Here is an 18,468-nt window from a genome sequence, read left to right on the forward strand (position 1 = left end):
CAAAATCAATCGATTATTTTTCTATAGACGTCCATTTATAATCCCATGAAGCGCCGGCAGCGTGGTGAACAATTCCTTTGACTTTTTTGTTAACCAAGTGACCTTCTGCTTTTTGGTATACAGGCACAACACCCATATCATCAGCAGTAATGATCTTGTTCGCTTTTTGCAAATCATCCCAACGTGCTTTTTCATCACTAGCATCGCGTGTAGATGAAGCTTTCACTACGTCGTCGTATTCTTTGTTGCTCCATTGTCCACGGTTATAAGAGTTACCTGTTACAAATAGATCCGTAAAGCTACTTGGGTCAGCGTAGTCAGCAGCCCAACCACCTAATACAGCATCAAAATCACCTGTTCCAGAACGGTCGATACGTACTGAGAATGGTACTGGAGTTGGTTTTACTTTTACACCTTCAAGATTTTCTTGGATTGAATTTTGAACATATTCAATTACTTTTTTCGATGCATCATCATCTGAAGCCAACAAGTCAAATTCTAGAGAATCAATACCAAGTTCCTTCTTCGCTTTTTCCCAGTATTCTTTTGCTTTGTCTTTGTCATAATAAGCTTGTTTGCCTGCTTCTTTGGCAAAGTCCTCGTTTGTATCTGGGCTTTTTGACATATCGGCTGGGATCAAGCTAGTTGAAATAGTTGAACCATCACCTAATACTTGTTTCACTAGTGCATTTCTGTCAATTGAATAAGAAATAGCTTTTCTCAAGTTTGCATTTTTGAATGGAGATTTTGCATCGCGTTGATTGAATTCGATATAACTTGTACGAGCTTCTTTTACAGAAGTGTATGAAGGATCATTTGCATTTTGTTGTGCTAATTCACCTGAAAGAATAACATCATCAGCTTGTCCATCTTTAAATAGATTCAAGGCTGTTGAAGATTCTTTTACAACACTTACTTTGATTTCAGATAATTTCACAGAATCTTTATCCCAATAATTATCATTTTTCTTGTAAGTCCATTCAGTATCTGTTCCTGGTCCATCAAAGTCTGTTAAAGTGAACGGACCATTATAAACAGCTTTGTCACTTGTTGTTGCATAAGAGTCACCATTTTTTTCCACTACTGATTGTTTTTGTGGGAAGAATGATGGGAATGCAAGTAAGTATTGGAAGTAAGGTGTTTGTTTCGTTAATGTGATTTCTAATTCATAATCACCAACAGCTTTGATTCCCAATTCTGATTTATCTTTTTTACCAGCTGTGATATCTTCAGCATTTGCTACTGGCGCAAATAGATACGCATATTCAGAAGCAGTTGCTGGATCTACTGTACGTTGCCAACCATAAACATAATCGGCTGCAGTTACTGGATCACCATTTGACCATTTTGCATCATCTCGTAATTTGATTTTATAAGTTAGACCATCTTCACTGACATCTGCTAGTTTAGTTGCGCCTGCTGGTTGAGGTTTACTGTCTTTGTCTAAACGATAAATTCCTTCGTATACATTGTTCAAGGCTGTAAAACTAATTGTGTCTGTCGCTAAAGATAAATCAGCAGTCGGCATTTCTTGAGGTACGACTAAATTGAAAACGCCGCCTCCACTAGCTGATCCTCCACTAGCTGAATCACTACTTTTTGTATCTGTGCCCCCGCCATAACATCCGGCTAATACTAGCCCACATAAGGCAACAACGCTAAATGTCCATTTCTTTTTCATTTTTCGTACCCCTTTATCGAAATTTTCAGAATAATTAGTATTTTCTGAGTTGTTTAAGATTTTAATGAATAATTATTAAAAAAGCAATACTTTTTTCTCTTTTTTCCAAAAAATAATGAATTTTTCGTGAATTATTTACATTTTCTTTCTGAAAATCTCTATTTTTAAAGGGTTTAAGCAACTATCCAAAAAAAATTAAATAATTTTGCTAACAGATCGTTTTATGCTATTTTAAGCGCTGTATTCTCAAAATTTGCAAAAAAAAACTTGGAAAGCAAATAAATTACTCTCCAAGTTGCTATTTCTTATTTCAATATATTCTCTATTGCTAAAGATCATTCACTTCCATGTTTTCTAGCAATTCGTTTGGCCATCCAAATATCTGGCTTGTTCCAGCCATTCGCATCCGGAATTACCCCAACGATCTGATAGCCAAGTTTCTCATAGAATTCATAAGGATGATCTTTCCTATTTTGAATCGTTTCAAGCTTGTCAAAGGTATCTTCAAACAGGTCTTCTTCAATCGCCAAACTTGTTTGCCCTTCCACATCATCAGTTCCTAAATAGACAACGATTCCTCCTTGTGAGGCAATCTCTTTTTCTAGATAACTCACTAGGCGTGTACCAACTTGTTGCTTACGGTACATACTTTCGACGACTAAGGGATGCAGTTCCCAACCAGTTTGACCATATTGTGGAATCGCACCGACAAAACCAATCAGCTCATCTCCTTCGATTGCAGAGACGGCGATCCTTTCATCTTCCAGCAGTCGCTCTACTTCTTTCATCGGCTGTTCACCGTATTCATCTGGCCAAGTCAATCTCAAAAGATCGGCTAATTGGTCACGTAAAACCAAATTATCACGATCAAACTCACTGATAATCATACCCATCCCCCCATTTCTGCCTATTTTAGCAGTAGATGGAAGAAAAATGAACAATTTTATACTAAAGGTTGTGAAAAGACCGTTCAGCTCCGCTGACAATAAGAATGGATTTTTCGAAACAGCTTTCCATGTTTTGAAAAATTCAGACTTATTTCAAGGAGTTGGTCTTTGAACACCGTGAATAAGGTTGTGAAAGAAGCGATTTAGCCTGATCACTAGCACAGAAAAAGAGTGTGAAACAAAAGTATTTCTTTTGCCTCACACTCCACGAATAAATGGTGGAGCAGAAGTAGTTCCTTCGAAAATGGACTGGAATCCACAAAAATTTGAAAAGCAAATTTCATGAATCCCTTTTCGTTTCGCGGAGTCAAACTCTTCTGATGCTTATTTGCTCGTTGCTTTTTCTTTTTTCATTTGCTTACTGCGTAATTGGCCACAGGCTGCATCAATATCCGTTCCATGTTCTTTACGGATGACACAGTTTACGCCATTTTTCTTCAGTACATCATAAAACTTCAATACATCAGCTTTAGGACTTCGTGAATATTGATCATGCTCACTGACAGGATTATAAGGTATCAAGTTCACATAGACTAGTTTCTTTTTATCTTTCAATAAATCAGCCAATTGCTGTGCATGTTCAGGGCGATCGTTCACTTGGTTCAGCATGATATATTCGAATGTGATCCGTCGATTTGTTTTTTCTAAATATTCATCTACAGCTTCCATCAGTTTTTCGATTGGGAAACTACGGTTGATTCGCATGATCGATGTGCGTACTTCGTTGTTTGGCGCGTGCAATGAGATAGCTAGGTTTACTTGTAATCCATTGTTTGCAAATTCTTTGATCTTGTTCGCTAAACCACTAGTTGACACAGTGATGTGACGTGCACCGATGGCCAAGCCTTTCGCATCATTGATAATGTATAGAAAGTTCATGACATTGTCGTAGTTATCAAATGGTTCACCAATCCCCATGACTACCACATGAGATACTCGCTCGCCTTCTTGTCGTTCATCAAAATAATGTTGCACCATCATGATTTGTGCAACGATTTCTCCTGCTGTTAGATCACGATTTTTTTTCAACAAACCACTCGCACAAAATGTGCAACCGATATTGCAGCCGACCTGTGTCGTTACACAGACAGACAAACCATATTCTTGTCGCATCAACACTGTTTCGATCATGTTTTTATCAGGCAATTCAAACAAGTATTTGACTGTGCCATCTGACGCCTCTTGTACGACCATTTGTTTTAATGGGTTGATAATAAACTGGTCACTCAACTTAGCAATCAAGCCTTTTGAAAGATTCGTCATTTCAGAAAAATCTCTTACACGCTTTTGATATAACCATTCCCATACTTGCGCAGCTCGAAATTTTTTCTCGCCATTTTCTAAAAACCATGCGGTCAATTCTTCAATTGTTAAACCATAAATGGATTGTTTTTCCAAGATTATTTCCCTCTTTTTTTCAAAGTATCGCTACATACTATAACTGATTCTCCAAACTAATGCAACTCTTCACAAAATAAACACTATGTAAATAGATGATATGCGTCTTTTTATTAAATAAAAAACACTCCAAAAATCTCCTTTACTAAGATTTTTGGAGTGTTCCTATTTTTTAACGCCAGCCCAAATCAGGCGCTACGTCTTTTACGATCGATTCTAGTAGATGCAGATTGTATTCGACACCTAGTGTATTTGGAATTGTGACTAGTACAGTATCCGCTTCTTTGATTGCTTCATCTTCTGCCAATTGTTTAACGATTTTATCTGGTTCACCGGCAAAAGTTTTACCGAAAATCGTTGGGTTGCGATGATAAGCCAAAAATCCTACTTGATCTGCTGCCTCATCACCTAATTCACCGAATAACTGACGATCTAAATCTGTTGTGATCGGTTGGATAGACCGAGTCACCAAAGTCCTTGGTTCAAAATCATGTCCTGCTTCTTTCCAGGCTTCCTTAAATGCACGCAATTGTTTGGCTTGCTGGATATGAAATGGTTCTTTGCTTTCAAAATTGACAAGAGTAGAGGATTGTAAGTTCATTCCTTGTTTGGCTGCCCAAACTGCCGTCTCAGTGGAACCTGATCCCCACCAGATACGCTCTCTTAATCCATCCGAGTAAGGTTCAATACGTAGTTTTCCTGGACCTTGAGGAAACATCGGCATCGGATTTGGTTCGGCGAAAGGCTTGCCCTCTAATAATTTTAAAAATTCCAATGTCCGCTGACGAGTGATTTCCTTAATTTCTTCTTCACTGTAATCATAGCCAAAATATTTCCAACCATCTAAAACTTGTTCTGGTGAACCACGGCCCACACCCAATTGCACTCTGCTTTGGGTGATAATATCCGTCAAGCCAGCATTTTCCGCCATCATATAAGGATTTTCATAACGCATGTCGATCAAACCAGTACCCACTTCGATTTTGCTAGTTTTAGCACCGATAGCAGCCATCAGTGGAAATGGTGATCCAATCTGATCGGCAAAATGATGTACACGAAACCAAGCACCATCGATACCAATTTTTTCTGCTTCAACCGCCAATTCGATTGATTGCAGATATGCATCACTTGCCGTCTTGACTAGTGATCCTTCATCCATCCAGTGACCAAAACTTAAAAAACCAATTTTTTTCATTCCAGATTCCCTCCTTTTAACTAGCACTTACTATTTGTTAGCTTGAAGTGATTCTACTACTTTTTATTTTAAAAAACGAATAAAACATCTCGAAAAACACATTTTTGTGAAAATACACACATATATAGAGAAAATCATACCTTTTCCACCATTTTCAAAGGGAAAACTACTCACTTTTTTCTACACGACAGAAAATCTATCCCATCATTTATCAGTTATATCCAGTACGTTCTCTAAATGGTTCAGATGATTCACAACAATTGAAAATGATCGCCATAAAAAATACACTCCTTTTCCAAAAATCATTAGAAAAGGAGTGCTTTATTTCAGATAAAATCAATTTGTTATACTCATTGACTATATTTCAGATAGTCACTCGTTGTTTTTCTCATTCTTGATCAGATGGCAGAGAATCCATCGGTTCTTCTGCTTGTTCGATAAATACTTTACGTGGTTTACTTCCTTCTGATGGTCCTACAACTCCGTGAGCTTCTAACTCGTCGACTAAGCGAGCAGCGCGGTTGTAGCCAATCCTAAACCGACGTTGTAACAATGAAATACTTGCTGTTTGCATTTCGATCACTAACGCCTTTGCTTCTTCAAATAGTTCATCTTGCGGTTGTTCTGCCGAACCACTTGTTTCTGCTTCATCCGTTGGCATCATCTTCTCTTCATAATGTGCTTCTTGCTGATCCGTTACAAAACTTACGACTCGCTCAACTTCATGATCGGAAATAAAGGCTCCCTGAACACGGATTGGTTTGTTTTCACCCATTGGTAAGAAGAGCATGTCCCCTCTTCCTAGGAGTTTCTCTGCACCATTTGAGTCAATGATCGTTCGAGAGTCGGTTCCACTTGAAACTGCAAATGCCATTCGTGAAGGAACATTGGCTTTAATGATCCCAGTGATAACATCTACACTTGGTCTTTGGGTTGCCAAGATCATATGGATTCCAGCGGCACGGGCCATCTGCGCTAAACGAATGATCGCATCTTCAACTTCATTACTTGCTACCATCATCAAATCAGCTAATTCATCTACAATAACTACGATAAATGGTAATGTTGGATGCTTCGTTCCCATTTCAAGATTTTTTTGTTGTACAAATTCATTGTACCCAGTGATATTTCGAACCCCAGTTGCAGCAAATTTTTCGTAGCGCTCTTCCATTTCCTGCACTACTTTTTGTAATGCCTGAGCTGCTTTTCTTGGATTAGTTACCACTGGTGTTAAAAGATGCGGTATGCCATTGTACATGTTCAATTCAACCATTTTAGGGTCGATCATCATCAATTTGACCTCATGTGGTTTTGCCCGCATCAAAATACTAGTGATGATCCCATTGATTGCAACTGATTTCCCACTACCTGTTGAACCTGCCACAAGTAAGTGAGGCATTTTAGAAAGATCCGCTGTTTGGACCCGTCCAGAGACATCGCGCCCTAACGGAACTTCTAATAATTTATCTGGATGGTTTGGCTGCGCTTCGATGATTTCTCTAAACGAGACCATACTGATTTTACTATTTGGTACTTCGATCCCTATCAATGATTTCCCTGGAATCGGTGCTTCCATCCGAACATCTTTCGCTGCTAACGCCAAAGCAATATCATCCGTCAAACTAACGATTTTGCTTACTTTGACTCCTACGGCTGGCTGCACTTCGAATTTCGTCACGGATGGTCCTAAACTCGCTTTCACTACTTTAGCATCCACCCCGAAACTTTGGAATGTCTGTTCTAATACGCCAATATTTTTTTCGATTTTCTTATACTCATCACTTTGGTCTGTCGTTTTTACGGAGTCTAACAAATCAATAGATGGCAATTCATAATCATGATTTTCCTGTTCCGCTTCGATTTCAAACTCTAACGCTGTTCCGTCATCTTCTATGCCTTCTTCTTCTAGACCTGACATCGATGAGGAAGGTGATGATTGCTGTTCTGTTTTCACAGGATTCGTTGCTGTTGGTTGAACCGTTCCCTGAAAACTGTCGATCGGTACAAAACTCAATTGTTCTGGTTCATCTTCAGAAACTTCTTCTTGATATGAACGTGCGGGTACTTCTTGGTGTTTCTTTGATCGCCGAGTTTCCATTTCTGCGATTTCCGCTTCTGCTGCTTCTTTTGCTGCTTGTTTTTTTGCTTCTCTCGCTTCTGCACGTGCTTTTTGTCGTTCTTCTTTTGCCGCTTGCTTTTGTGCCTGTTTAGCTGGATCACCTTCCAATAACTCCTGAAGTCTTTCACCCATTGCTTGCAGACCGTCTAGCAGTTGATACCCTTGAAGATTACTAAACAGGATCGCACCACCAACTAATAGTAGAAATGCCACAAAATAGCTTCCTGGTTGAGCAATCAAAAAGTACGTAAAATGATACAAAATTGCACCGATCATCCCACCACCAACATTATTGCCTACTTGACTTTGCTTAATGTCACTTACGAGCAAATCCCAGGTCGTACCTATGATATTAGGCTCACCGCTGTGTAATTTACCAAACAAGTGCGCATGAAGAAAAAGTAATATCCCTAAGTAAAAAAGGAGACCACCAAACCAGCGTCGACTCTTTCCTATTTTAAAGTCAGTGTTTTTGATAACAACCCAAAAACCAATAATGGCTAGTAACAAACACAGAATTTGATACGTATTTCCGGCAATGACTCGAAAGCCGTTTGCAACTAAAATACCTAAGAATCCCAATTTTAAAAAGCCGAAGACGGCAAATAATATCAAAGCAAAGCCTACACAGATCGCAAGAAGTTGTTCCTGCTGCTGTTTTTGCTTTTTCGTCTTTTTCTTTTTCTTAGCAGGACGTTTTTTCTTTGCCATTTTTATCCCTCATTTCATCAAGTTCCATTATACAAAAAAAAGCGAGGGAACAAAAGTTTTGTTTCAAAGTTTGGTTGTTTCTTTTATTTCGATGATAGAATACTCATTTTGACGATGAAAAAACAGCTTGAAGCTGCTGTCCCTAAGGTCAACATTTCAAGCTGTACTTATCAGATATTTTTCCCATTTTCTTGGATCACTTGTTGATACCAATAATAGCTGTCTTTTTTATAGCGTGTCAAAGAACCCTTCTGTGTTTCATCTTGATCCACATAGACAAATCCATAACGCTTTTGATAGCCATTTAGCCAACTTAGTAAATCTGTATAAGACCAAGTGCAATACCCTAACACTTCGGCACCATCAGAAATTGCTTCTTTGATCGCTTTGACATGACTTGAAAGATAAGCAATACGATAATCATCATGAATCTTATTGTCTTCAGTCAATTTATCATATTCCCCTAGTCCATTCTCAGTAATCAAAATCGGTGTACGATAACGGCTAGTGATTCGTCTCAAGGCAATCCTTAACCCTTCAGGATCAATTTCCCAATCCCAATTTGTACGTTCAACAAATGGATTTTCTACTTTCTTGTACATGCCCGGAACACCAGTCTCTTCTGACGAACCTTTCTTCCCAGTCGTATTCATCTTCCCTGCGCCCACACCATCTAATGGATTAAAGGCATTCGTTGCTGTTTGATAATAATTGATCCCTAAGAAATCTGGTTTTGCTGATTCAAGTAACTCAGCGTCGCCTTCTTCGATTTTTGGAGCCCATCCTTGTTCTTCTAAAAATTTCATTGCAGCAATTGGATATTTGCCCCACATATAGACATCCATCCAATAGTTTGCCATTAAGTCTTCTGCATTTTCAGCAGCTAAAATATTCTTAGGATCACTATTGATTGGATAATTTGGTGTATACGCGAAACTTGGCCCAATCTTACCAGGCATCTCCAATTCGTGGAATTTATTGATAACAGACGCATTTGCTAGATTCGCAATATGATTGACTTGATACATCCGTTTTGGATCAGTGACTCCAGGAGGATGTACCGCTAATAAATAACCTAATGAAGTAAAAATATTTTGTTCATTCAAGCTGATCCAATAATGGACTTTTCCGCGAAAAGCTTGAAATAACGTTTCTGCGTAGTTTGTGAAATCAGCGATGATCTGACGTGATTCCCACCCAGCATATTCATCTTGAAGTGCTTGCGGAAGATCCCAATGATACAGTGTCAACATTGGCTCAATATCATTTTTGATCAATTCATCGATTAGATTTTCATAAAAAGCTAAGCCTTCCTGATTGACTTCGCCACGTCCATTAGGAAAGATCCTTGTCCAAGCGACAGAAAAACGATACGCCTTCAATCCTTGTTCTTTCATCAAGGCAATATCTTCTTTAAAACGGTGATAATGATCTACGGCTAGATCGCCATTGGTCTCTTTAAATGTTTTCCCAGGGATACGGACAAAACGATCCCAAACAGATTCTCCTTTGCCACCTTCTTGCCATGCACCTTCAACTTGGTAAGCTGCTGAGGCTGATCCCCATAAAAAATCATTGGAAAATTCAGTTAACTTTTGGTGTTCCATAAACTTCTTCCTTTCTTGCTTCAATCCTTACCATGTAAGAATAACACGAAACCCCTTTCAATTCAAATTGAACTTATCTCAGTAGAACAACTAAACAACAAATAATGATTTTCAATAGTATGTTTCGCTTGTATACTATTTTTCTCTTAAGGTATACATCTGCAATACTACTTTTTCATTCATTCCATAAGGATCAAATCATCCGTTCGTGTTTCATCTGAAAAAGTGACCATTATGGATCATCCCTGATTTGCCTCATATTTTATGAAGGCAAATCCTAGATCTTACATATCTGACTACTCAATATATCTAGCTGATCCTGTTTTCTTTTAAACATCCATAGGTTCTTCATTTGAATAGAATATAAAAGAGTTGGTATAATGTACAATCTCTTTCTGTACACTATACCAACTCTTTTTATGATGCACCTGGTGTAACATCTTCTCCAAACCATTTATCTGATATCTTTTGGAACTCGCCATTTTTTTCCAGTTGTGCGATTCCATCATTGATTTTCTTCACTAATTCATCATCACTTTTACGGGCACCTACTACAAAGTTTTCACTTTCATAATCACCAGTCGTCATATTGAATTCATCTATTTCATTTTTTTGTTTTAAATAGTAACCCGCGTAAACTTTATCCATCAACAAGCCATCAATTCGACCGCTTTTCAAATCGATCAAAGCTTCGTTAAAACTATCATATAAGACCGCATCCTTATTTTTTACGATATCCTTCAAAGTTTCAGGTTGTCTTGTGAAGATATCATAACCGGAAGAACCGTTTTGAGCGCCAATGATTTTATCTTTCATCTGTGCAAAACTCGTGATTCCAGATTTCTTAGGAGTGATCAATACTTGGGAGTTCTCCATATATGGCTTTGTAAATTGAACTTTTTTGGCTCTCTCATCCGTTTTCGAATAACCATTCCAGATGAGATCGATCGTGCCATTGTTCAATTCGAATTCCTTCATTGACCAATCGATTGGTTGAAATTCAACATTGATGCCATATTCTTTAAAGACAGCAGTCGCAAGGTCAATATCAAATCCTGTCAGTTTACCATCTTTATCTCGAAATCCCATAGGTACAAATGTATCATCTAATCCAACGATTACTTTTTTCTCTTCTTTGATTGTGGACCAATTATCTTCTGTTGCTTTTTTGTTTGTACAACCTGAAAGAAGGATGATTCCTGCAATGATTGCAAGTACAAAACTAAATTTTTTCATGACACATATCCTCCCTCTTACTTGTTTGGAACAACTTTCACTAATTGATCACCGACATTTTCAGCAAAGACAAGATCATGCGTAACAATGATCTGTGTCACGCCTTCTTCTTTCAATGATAGAATCAGTTTTTCAACTTGTTGACGCAACTCTGGGTCCAATGCACTAGTTGGTTCATCATAAGCTAGAACTCGTGGGTTCATTGCAAGTGCTCGTGCAATTGCTACCCGTTGTTTTTGTCCTCCAGATAATTGATACGGATAATTGTCTAACAAATCGCTGATTCCCAAAGATGTGGCCAGTTCTTTTGCTTTTTTCGTATACTCTTCTTTTGACTGTTTCAACACCATTTTTGGTGCTAATGTAATATTATCAAAAATACTTAAGTGGGGGAAAAGTTGGAAATCTTGAAAAACTACACCAACAACTTGTTCTTTTGTTTTTAATTCAAATGGATCAAATGGTGTTCCATCTAAATAAAAGTTCCCGCTATCTGCTTTTTCTATTCCTGCCAAGATTCTTAAAAGGGTTGTTTTACCACCGCCAGAAGGACCAACGATTGCCATTGTTTGACCATCTGGAATCGTTAAATCTAGTCCGTTGATTACTTTCTTTTCTCCAAATGCTTTGCTTACTTTTTTTAATTCAATCATGTGCTTTCCTCCTAGCGATAATAGTTCAATTTTCCTTCAACTTGTTTCATGATGATTGTTAAGACTCCAGTTAATACTAAGTAGATGATAGCGACCCCTAGTAGCGGCAACAATGTAGCATCTCGTTCCATCGCAATCTTGCCGGCACGCATCACATCTCCTAATCCCAAGATGTAGATCAGTGAAGAATCTTTGACTAAATTGATTACTTCATTCCCAACTGATGGTAAAACGATCTTCGTTACCTGTGGAATAATGATTTTTGTGACAGTTTGAAATGGGCTTAGTTGCAACACTTGCGCTGCTTCATATTGTCCTTGAGGAATCGATTGGATACCGCCACGGAATATTTCTGCAAAATAAGCGGCATAATTTAAAATAAATGCGATCAATGCAGCTTCAAAACGATCAAAGACGATTCCTATTGTTGGTAACCCATAGAATACAAAAATCAATTGAAGTAGCAAAGGTGTGCCTCGCATAATCCAAACATAAGTCTGTAAAATATAGCGAATCGGTTTAAAATGCAGAGATAATCCTAACGCTAAGATGATCCCTAATGGTAATGAACCAATCAAGGTAAAAATAAATAATTTCAAGGTTGTGAGAGCTCCCACTAACAATTGCGGCATTACTTCAATCAAATAATTCATTTCTTTCTTCCTCCTTTAAATAAAAAAAATCCTCTTGACTCTCGTCAAGAGGACGTATAACACGTGTTCCCACCTCTGTTTGTTTCTTCTTCACAAAAGAAACCTCTAACAGTCGTTTCCAGAATTCAGATCGATCCAAATAAGATAATGCTTTACTTGAATAGCCACGGAAATAAAAAAAAGTCCTTTGATCAAACGATCAAAGGACGTAAATTACGTGGTTCCACCTTTTTTTGTCAGCACCTCACGGATACTAACCTTATCTGGTCATCTAACAACGACCGCAGCTATAACGGGCTTCCCGGATTTTCCTACTCTATTTCAGAAAATCGACTCCAAGATGTGTTTCACTATTAACTGCTATCTCTTCTCACCTACCAGAGACTCTCTTAAAACATTTAATCGCTACTTTTCTTTTCGATGTCGTTTGTTTTAACTTACGTGTAATTTACATGATTATTTTTAGTTTGTCAACTCTTTTTTATGATAAACTAGTAAAAAATAAAGGAGGCGTCTTATAATATGGCACTTGCAACTGAACAAGAAGCCTACGAGTTGCTTGATCACTTAGGCATTTCTTATCAGAAAGTGGAGCATCCAGCAATAACTTCTGTTAAAAATATCCCATTTACTCTTCCAGGTCCACAAGTAAAGAACTTATTATTAAAAGCCAAAAAAGGAAAACAAATCTATCTAGTTATCTTACCCGATAAAAAACAAGCAGATCTAAAACAACTTGCAGATCAACTAGAAGAAAAACGTCTATCTTTTGTCTCAGAAGAGCAGCTCAAAGACTTATTAGGTGTTGCACCAGGCACAGTTACACCTCTCGCATTGATGCATGATAAAGATCATCTGATCAAAGTAATCATCGACTCTGATATCGATCAAAAAAGTACTGTCGGCTTCCACCCAAATATAAATACAACCACATTGATCCTAAAATTCACCGATTTCCTAACGATATTAACCCATTTAGACCATGAGCCGATTTATGAAAGGTTATAAAGGTTGTGAAAAGGCTGATCTGCATCGAGCAATAAGAACAAACAGAGAAAAACAGCTTTTCATGTTTTTCATCTGGTTGGTCTTATTGCTGAAGATGCAAGCCTTTGAACACCGTGGATAAGGTTGTGAAAAGACCGTTCAGCTCCGCTGACAATAAGAATGGATTTTTCGAAACAGCTCTCCATGTTTTGAAAAATTCAGACTTATTTCAAGGAGTTGGTCTTTGAACACCGTGGATAAAGGTTGTGAAAACCGTTCAACTCCTTAAACTGTTATAGAAAAATCTAAAATGTGCTTCATCTGATGATCACCATAATTTCCCAATTTTTCCGCAAAAAAAGTGAGTGTGGGACAAATCTAAAAATCAGTTTTGCTACACACTCTCGAATAAACGGCGTCCAAAAGTCAGGCTTTTCGGTAATTAAAAAAAACGAGCAATACAAAAAACGTATTGTTCGTTTTTCTCTCCAGTTTCTCAAACCTAAACGACTTTTGTCTCGACCTCTATGCGTTAAGCCCAAATAAATAGCATTAGCAGAAGCAACTCCTTGGAAAATAAGCTGAAATTCACAAAATTGAAAAACAATTTCATGAATTTCTTCTTAACTTATTGGAGTTGAACACTTCTATTCTGATTTCTTATTCTCTATTTTTCCATGGCTGCTTTTAGTGCAGCTGCCAGTGGACTTTCCTCTGGTTCATCAGCTTGAGAATATTTTTTCATCAATCGACGTTCTTCATGTTTGGTCATTTTTTTCTTCTGTTCTTTTTTCCCTAGCATTTTCTCCGTTGTACCATCATATTTGCAACGGAAATAAGCTCCATTCTTGCCTTCAATAATTTCCATTTTACGATGACATTGTGGACAACGGTGATTAGACACTTTAGGATCTTTTCGACGACGATAATCACAGTCCTGATTAGTACAAACATAGATTTTTCCATCACGCGTATTTTTTTCGCGGAGATTGGACCCACACTCTGGACACTTCTTTTGTGTGATTGAGAAATCTTGATACGTTTGCTTACTTGTTTTAATTTCCTGAACTAAACGTTTTGTTTCTTTTTCGATTTCTTTTAAGAAGTGTTCTGCCTGTTTTTTACCAGCAGCAATCGCCTCTAGGTCTTTCTCCCAACTTTCAGTCAATTCTGGAGAAACGAGTGAAGGATTCACCAACTCTAATAATTGTTTTCCTTTAGGCGAAACTTGTAAGCCTTGTGGAGTACGTTCCATCAATTCAGATTTGATCAGCTTTTCGATAATCTCTGCCCTTGTTGCTGGTGTACCCAAACTGTATTTTTCCATTTGACCTAAAAGACTCGCTTCAGTCAGCGGTTTTGGCGGTGCGGACAGTTCTTTTTTGATCGTAAAATTCGGTTGGATACGTAGTCCTTGTTGCCAATCAAACTTACTTGCTTCCTCTTTGCTTACTGTTTTCCACCCTGCTTGTAACACTTTGGTTTGACGGAAAATAAATTCTTCTTTGTCAAAAACGACAGTAATTTTTGTCTGGCTCACTTTATGCGGTTCTGCAAATAATCCTAAAAAGCGGGTCACGATCATTTGATAGATTTTTTGTTCTTCATTGCTTAGTTTTTCATAACGAGGACGGTTTTCAGTAGGCAACAACGCATGATGGTCAGTTACTTTATTATCCTGAAAGACTTTGGTTTGACGGACTACAGCCCCGTTTTTTAGATATTGTTTGACCTCTGGAGCAAAATTGCTGACTGCTTGCAACCGCTCACTCATTGTACTTTTCATATCATTCGTCAGATATTTACTATCTGTCCGAGGATACGTTACAATTTTATGTGTTTCATATAGACTTTGTACTAACCCCAACGTTTTCTTAGCAGAATAACCATAACGCTGATTTGCTTCTCTTTGGATCTCTGTTAGATCATAGGGTAAAGGCGCACTCTCAGTCTTCGTTTTCTCTTCAATAGATGAAACGGTTCCTTTTTGTTGGCTTAAACGTTGAACCAGTGCTTGCGCTTCTTCCTGTGACTTCAACGCAAATTGATTTTTCTGAGCCATTTTTGCTTGTTCTTTTTCTACATTCAACAAAATCGAAAAATATGTTTGTGGTTTAAACGTTTCGATTTTTCTTTCTTGGTCTCTTACCAACGCTAATGTAGGTGTCTGTACACGACCAGCTGATAAATTATCTTGATATTTCACAGTCAATGCACGAGTAACATTCAAACCGACCAACCAGTCTGCTTTTGCTCTAGCTAATGCTGAATCATATAGCGTATCATAAGCTTTAGCTGGTTTTAGTTGCTTGAATCCAGTCTTGATTGCTTTGTCTGTCTGTGAAGAAATCCAAAGTCTTTTCACTGGTTTGTTAAAATGTACATACTCCAAGATCCAACGAGCGACTAATTCTCCTTCTCGTCCTGCATCAGTCGCGATTACCACTTCTGAAACATCTTTTCGTTGAGCTAATTGTTTGATTGCTTTCAATTGATGACCTGTTTTTGGTAATGGTTTGATGCCTAACTTTTTAGGAATCATTGGTAATGTTTCCATCTGCCAACTTTGCCATTCTTTATTCAGGTCTTCTGGCATTTTTAACCCCAGTAAATGACCAAGGGCCCAAGTAACGATCACCTTAGGTCCTTCGTAATAGTTTTTGTATTTTTGATTAGCACCAAGCACCTTGCTTAGGTCTTTCGCAACGCTTGGTTTTTCCGCTAGAATTAGTTGTTTCATAAAATTCCTTTCTGCTTTCTAAGGTGATTGGTTGATGATTTTTCAATAAAGCCAATCCTTTATATTGTTGTAGATCATCATCACACTCTTCACACCATCGTTCCTCGCCATCATTCCAGAAGGCACTTAGAAAGTTGCTTTTTGCATTGATATACTCATATTGATTTTTGATTGTGAGCCATTTTTTTTCATACTCTGCTTGTGCTTCTTCAAAAGAATCAAATGACTCTTCGATTTCAATATCGTCTTCCCAGTTTTCAAAAAACCACCAAGGCTCATTGTCACCGAACATGATAACTACTTGATACATATTCGTACTCCTTTTCTTCGCTTTTTCTTAGACTCATCTTAGTCACTTTTCAAGAAAGTTGCAAGAATTTTCTCTTATAAAAGGGACATTTTATGAAGGGGCTAAAGATAAAATACCGATTGTTTCATTTGCTTGGTAAAGTTGCAATAAAATCATTGATCATCCAAGAATAACTGTCTTCAGGAGAGACTTTTGGTTCCTTAGTGAAATAGCCCAAAAATCGTAGAGAAAGATACCCATGAATCATACTTCTCAATTCTCTACTACGATGTGTTTTTTCTTCTTTTGTTAACGGGAATGAGTCAAAAATTTGAAGAATGATCTGGTTTGTTTCATGTATCCCGTCCAATAGTATTTCCTCATTTGTATGCGGAATACTGATCAGCAATTCGTAAACAGCTTGATTCGCAAACGCAAAAGATTGATAGATCTGTGCATAGATGCGTAAAGCCTCTGCTCCACTTTTCCCTACTAATGCACGACGTAATTCATCATTGAGTTCTTGCAGTAATTTCGCTGTCAAAGCCGTCTTTACTTCACGCATATTTTTAAAGTGGTTATACAATGAAGGTGATTTGACATCCAGACGTTTAGCTAAATGTTGAAACGTGATTTGTGGAACATCCATCTCTTCTGCTAACTCACGGAAGCAGGCGATGATTTTCTCTTGAGATAGATTTCTTTTTTTCATTTCTACGGTCCTCTCATAAGTTAAATCCCAACAAAATAAGTTTACCATGAAAAACCAAGATAAAAAAGAGAGTTTCATTGATAAACTACATATTGTAGTTTATAATAACTAACTGTAAATGGAAATTTTCAGAAAGAAGGATATTGCATTGGCCACACAGATAAAGGAAAAATTGTTTAGAAAAAGAGAGCCATGGGAGCAAAACTTGTTTGTCTTATGGTTTGGTACATTTATGGCAGGTATTGGTTTTAGTCTAGTCATGCCTTTCATGTCACTTTACATAGATACTTTGGGATCTTATACTACATCGCAGTTAAATTTTTGGAGCGGTATAACATTTTCTTCTACTTTTTTAGTCACGACACTCATCTCACCTTGGTGGGGAAAATTAGCGGACCAAAAAGGCCGAAAATTGATGCTTTTACGTGCCTCATTAGGGATGGCAATCGTGATTTCTTTAATGGGCTGTGTCACAAGTGTCTATCAATTAGTCGCTCTACGTTTATTACAAGGAATCTTTTCAGGTTATATCAGTAATGCAACTGCACTCGTCGCAACAGGCACTCCCAAAGAAAAAAGCGGACAAGTATTAGGTACTTTGGCTACTGGTTCTGTTACTGGAACTTTACTTGGCCCTCTACTTGGCGGAATCTCTGCTTCTGCGTTTGGTTATCGTCCAACTTTCTTTATTACTGGGATCATTTTATTCTTCGTTTTCTTATTAAGTCTCTTCTTTGTTCATGAAAAATTCGTACCAATCAAAAAAGAAGACATGTCTTCTGCCAAACAAATTTTCAAAGATTTAAAATATCCTCATGTGGTGATCGGCATGTTTGTGACTACAATGATCATACAAGCATCAAATAATTCGATCAGCCCAATTATCAGCCTGTATATCCGACAGTTATTGAATGGTCATGGAAACGTGACATTGATCAGTGGTATCATCGCTTCTATCCCTGGGATTGCGACATTGATTGCTGCCCCTCGTTTTGGACGTTTGGGTGATAAGATCGGTAGCGAACGGATTTTAGCTATCGGATTAGGATTCGCCATTCTCGTTTATATTCCAATGGCCTTTGTTACTAATGTTTGGCAACTTGCTGGACTTCGCTTCTTGATCGGTATTTCTGATGCGTGTCTTCTACCAGCTGTTCAGGCGTTGATCACAAAATATTCTCCTCACAATGCAGCAGGCAGAATCTTTAGCTACAATCAATCTTTCCAAGCAACTGGGAATGTCGTAGGTCCAATGATCGGTTCAAGCGTGTCTAGTGTGTTTGGTTATCGCGGTGTATTTATTTCAACCTCTGTACTTGTTTTACTAAACTTCTTATTAGTACGTCATAACACACAGGAAATCCACAACGACGCACAATTGCAAGAAGACACCACACAATCGACAGTCTCGCATCAACATAGCACAAAGTAAACAAGAGGTCGTGAAAAGGCTGGTCTGCATCAAGCAATAAGAACAAGCAGAGAAAAACAGCTTTTCATGTTTTTCATCTGGTTGGGCTTATTGTTGAAAGTCATTTTT

13 protein-coding genes, 2 pseudogenes and 1 other annotated feature are annotated in these 18,468 nt (G+C 37.9%); of the genes and pseudogenes, 2 read left to right on the forward strand and 13 right to left on the reverse strand.

The genetic code is table 11. From position 1 onward, the window contains the following. Positions 1–13: 13 nt before the first annotated feature. The 10 genes and pseudogenes from FGQ66_RS03835 to FGQ66_RS03875 all read right to left on the reverse strand — a co-directional run bounded on the left by FGQ66_RS03835 (position 14) and on the right by FGQ66_RS03875 (position 12,200). Positions 14–1,681 carry a peptide ABC transporter substrate-binding protein gene (locus FGQ66_RS03835; protein WP_016177699.1) on the reverse strand — a complete coding sequence of 556 codons (1,668 nt, stop codon included), beginning with the start codon at positions 1,679–1,681 and terminating at the stop codon, positions 14–16. Between the two features lie 335 nt (positions 1,682–2,016). Then, positions 2,017–2,568 (reverse strand): aminoglycoside N-acetyltransferase AAC(6')-Iih, encoded by a 552-nt coding sequence (locus FGQ66_RS03840; protein WP_005880220.1) that lies wholly within the window; start codon positions 2,566–2,568, stop codon positions 2,017–2,019. 384 nt (positions 2,569–2,952) lie between these two features. Beyond that, on the reverse strand, positions 2,953–4,026 hold the full coding sequence (gene rlmN, locus FGQ66_RS03845) for a dual-specificity RNA methyltransferase RlmN (RefSeq protein ID WP_081134119.1): 1,074 nt from the start codon (positions 4,024–4,026) through the stop codon (positions 2,953–2,955). 172 nt (positions 4,027–4,198) lie between these two features. Next, positions 4,199–5,221 (reverse strand): LLM class flavin-dependent oxidoreductase, encoded by a 1,023-nt coding sequence (locus tag FGQ66_RS03850; protein WP_081134118.1) that lies wholly within the window; start codon positions 5,219–5,221, stop codon positions 4,199–4,201. A gap of 388 nt (positions 5,222–5,609) precedes the next feature. Continuing rightward, a pseudogene (locus FGQ66_RS15770) lies at positions 5,610–7,121 on the reverse strand (DNA translocase FtsK); the annotation flags it as partial. Between the two features lie 197 nt (positions 7,122–7,318). After that, positions 7,319–8,051, reverse strand: a pseudogene (locus FGQ66_RS15775) (cell division protein FtsK); the annotation flags it as partial. Positions 8,052–8,221: 170 nt separating this feature from the next. After that, positions 8,222–9,658, reverse strand: a complete 1,437-nt coding sequence (locus FGQ66_RS03860; protein ID WP_081134116.1) for a glycoside hydrolase family 1 protein — start codon at positions 9,656–9,658, stop codon at positions 8,222–8,224. Between the two features lie 417 nt (positions 9,659–10,075). Then, positions 10,076–10,894 carry an amino acid ABC transporter substrate-binding protein gene (locus FGQ66_RS03865; protein WP_005880208.1) on the reverse strand — a complete coding sequence of 273 codons (819 nt, stop codon included), beginning with the start codon at positions 10,892–10,894 and terminating at the stop codon, positions 10,076–10,078. 17 nt (positions 10,895–10,911) lie between these two features. Continuing rightward, complete coding sequence (locus FGQ66_RS03870) at positions 10,912–11,547, reverse strand: amino acid ABC transporter ATP-binding protein (RefSeq protein WP_081134115.1); 636 nt, start codon at positions 11,545–11,547, stop codon at positions 10,912–10,914. 11 nt (positions 11,548–11,558) lie between these two features. Further along, positions 11,559–12,200, reverse strand: a complete 642-nt coding sequence (locus tag FGQ66_RS03875) for an amino acid ABC transporter permease (RefSeq protein WP_005880203.1) — start codon at positions 12,198–12,200, stop codon at positions 11,559–11,561. Between the two features lie 199 nt (positions 12,201–12,399). Further along, positions 12,400–12,630, reverse strand: a binding site (T-box leader). A gap of 92 nt (positions 12,631–12,722) precedes the next feature. Between FGQ66_RS03875 and FGQ66_RS03885 the strand changes: the two genes are divergently transcribed. Further along, complete coding sequence (locus FGQ66_RS03885; RefSeq protein WP_138301747.1) at positions 12,723–13,208, forward strand: prolyl-tRNA synthetase associated domain-containing protein; 486 nt, start codon at positions 12,723–12,725, stop codon at positions 13,206–13,208. 646 nt (positions 13,209–13,854) lie between these two features. On the opposite strand, the gene FGQ66_RS03890 is transcribed toward FGQ66_RS03885, so the two are convergent. The 3 genes from FGQ66_RS03890 to FGQ66_RS03900 all read right to left on the reverse strand — a co-directional run bounded on the left by FGQ66_RS03890 (position 13,855) and on the right by FGQ66_RS03900 (position 16,928). Then, positions 13,855–15,927 carry a DNA topoisomerase III gene (locus FGQ66_RS03890; protein ID WP_113846214.1) on the reverse strand — a complete coding sequence of 691 codons (2,073 nt, stop codon included), beginning with the start codon at positions 15,925–15,927 and terminating at the stop codon, positions 13,855–13,857. Beyond that, the gene (locus FGQ66_RS03895; protein ID WP_005880198.1) at positions 15,860–16,237 is read right to left on the reverse strand and encodes a DUF1033 family protein; all 378 of its coding nucleotides are present in this window, start codon (positions 16,235–16,237) and stop codon (positions 15,860–15,862) included. The genes FGQ66_RS03890 and FGQ66_RS03895 overlap by 68 nt, the downstream gene beginning before the upstream one ends. A gap of 124 nt (positions 16,238–16,361) precedes the next feature. Continuing rightward, positions 16,362–16,928, reverse strand: a complete 567-nt coding sequence (locus FGQ66_RS03900; RefSeq protein WP_113846215.1) for a TetR/AcrR family transcriptional regulator — start codon at positions 16,926–16,928, stop codon at positions 16,362–16,364. Positions 16,929–17,076: 148 nt separating this feature from the next. Between FGQ66_RS03900 and FGQ66_RS03905 the strand changes: the two genes are divergently transcribed. Then, positions 17,077–18,360 carry a multidrug efflux MFS transporter gene (locus tag FGQ66_RS03905; protein ID WP_081134111.1) on the forward strand — a complete coding sequence of 428 codons (1,284 nt, stop codon included), beginning with the start codon at positions 17,077–17,079 and terminating at the stop codon, positions 18,358–18,360. Positions 18,361–18,468 lie beyond the last annotated feature (108 nt).

Origin of the sequence: Enterococcus sp. BSD2780061688st2 D3 (assembly GCF_005844145.1) — a bacterium.
In the GTDB taxonomy this organism is placed as follows: domain Bacteria; phylum Bacillota; class Bacilli; order Lactobacillales; family Enterococcaceae; genus Enterococcus_B; species Enterococcus_B durans.

Bases quoted from the DNA above. Each gene is read 5' to 3' on its own strand.
- FGQ66_RS03835 (WP_016177699.1), bottom strand. From the start codon at position 1,681: ATGAAAAAGAAATGGACATTTAGCGTTGTTGCCTTATGTGGGCTAGTA.
- FGQ66_RS03840 (WP_005880220.1), bottom strand. From the start codon at position 2,568: ATGATTATCAGTGAGTTTGATCGTGATAATTTGGTTTTACGTGACCAA.
- FGQ66_RS03850 (WP_081134118.1), bottom strand. From the start codon at position 5,221: ATGAAAAAAATTGGTTTTTTAAGTTTTGGTCACTGGATGGATGAAGGA.
- FGQ66_RS03860 (WP_081134116.1), bottom strand. From the start codon at position 9,658: ATGGAACACCAAAAGTTAACTGAATTTTCCAATGATTTTTTATGGGGA.
- FGQ66_RS03865 (WP_005880208.1), bottom strand. From the start codon at position 10,894: ATGAAAAAATTTAGTTTTGTACTTGCAATCATTGCAGGAATCATCCTT.
- FGQ66_RS03870 (WP_081134115.1), bottom strand. From the start codon at position 11,547: ATGATTGAATTAAAAAAAGTAAGCAAAGCATTTGGAGAAAAGAAAGTA.
- FGQ66_RS03875 (WP_005880203.1), bottom strand. From the start codon at position 12,200: ATGAATTATTTGATTGAAGTAATGCCGCAATTGTTAGTGGGAGCTCTC.
- FGQ66_RS03885 (WP_138301747.1), top strand. From the start codon at position 12,723: ATGGCACTTGCAACTGAACAAGAAGCCTACGAGTTGCTTGATCACTTA.
- FGQ66_RS03890 (WP_113846214.1), bottom strand. From the start codon at position 15,927: ATGAAACAACTAATTCTAGCGGAAAAACCAAGCGTTGCGAAAGACCTA.
- FGQ66_RS03895 (WP_005880198.1), bottom strand. From the start codon at position 16,237: ATGTATCAAGTAGTTATCATGTTCGGTGACAATGAGCCTTGGTGGTTT.
- FGQ66_RS03900 (WP_113846215.1), bottom strand. From the start codon at position 16,928: ATGAAAAAAAGAAATCTATCTCAAGAGAAAATCATCGCCTGCTTCCGT.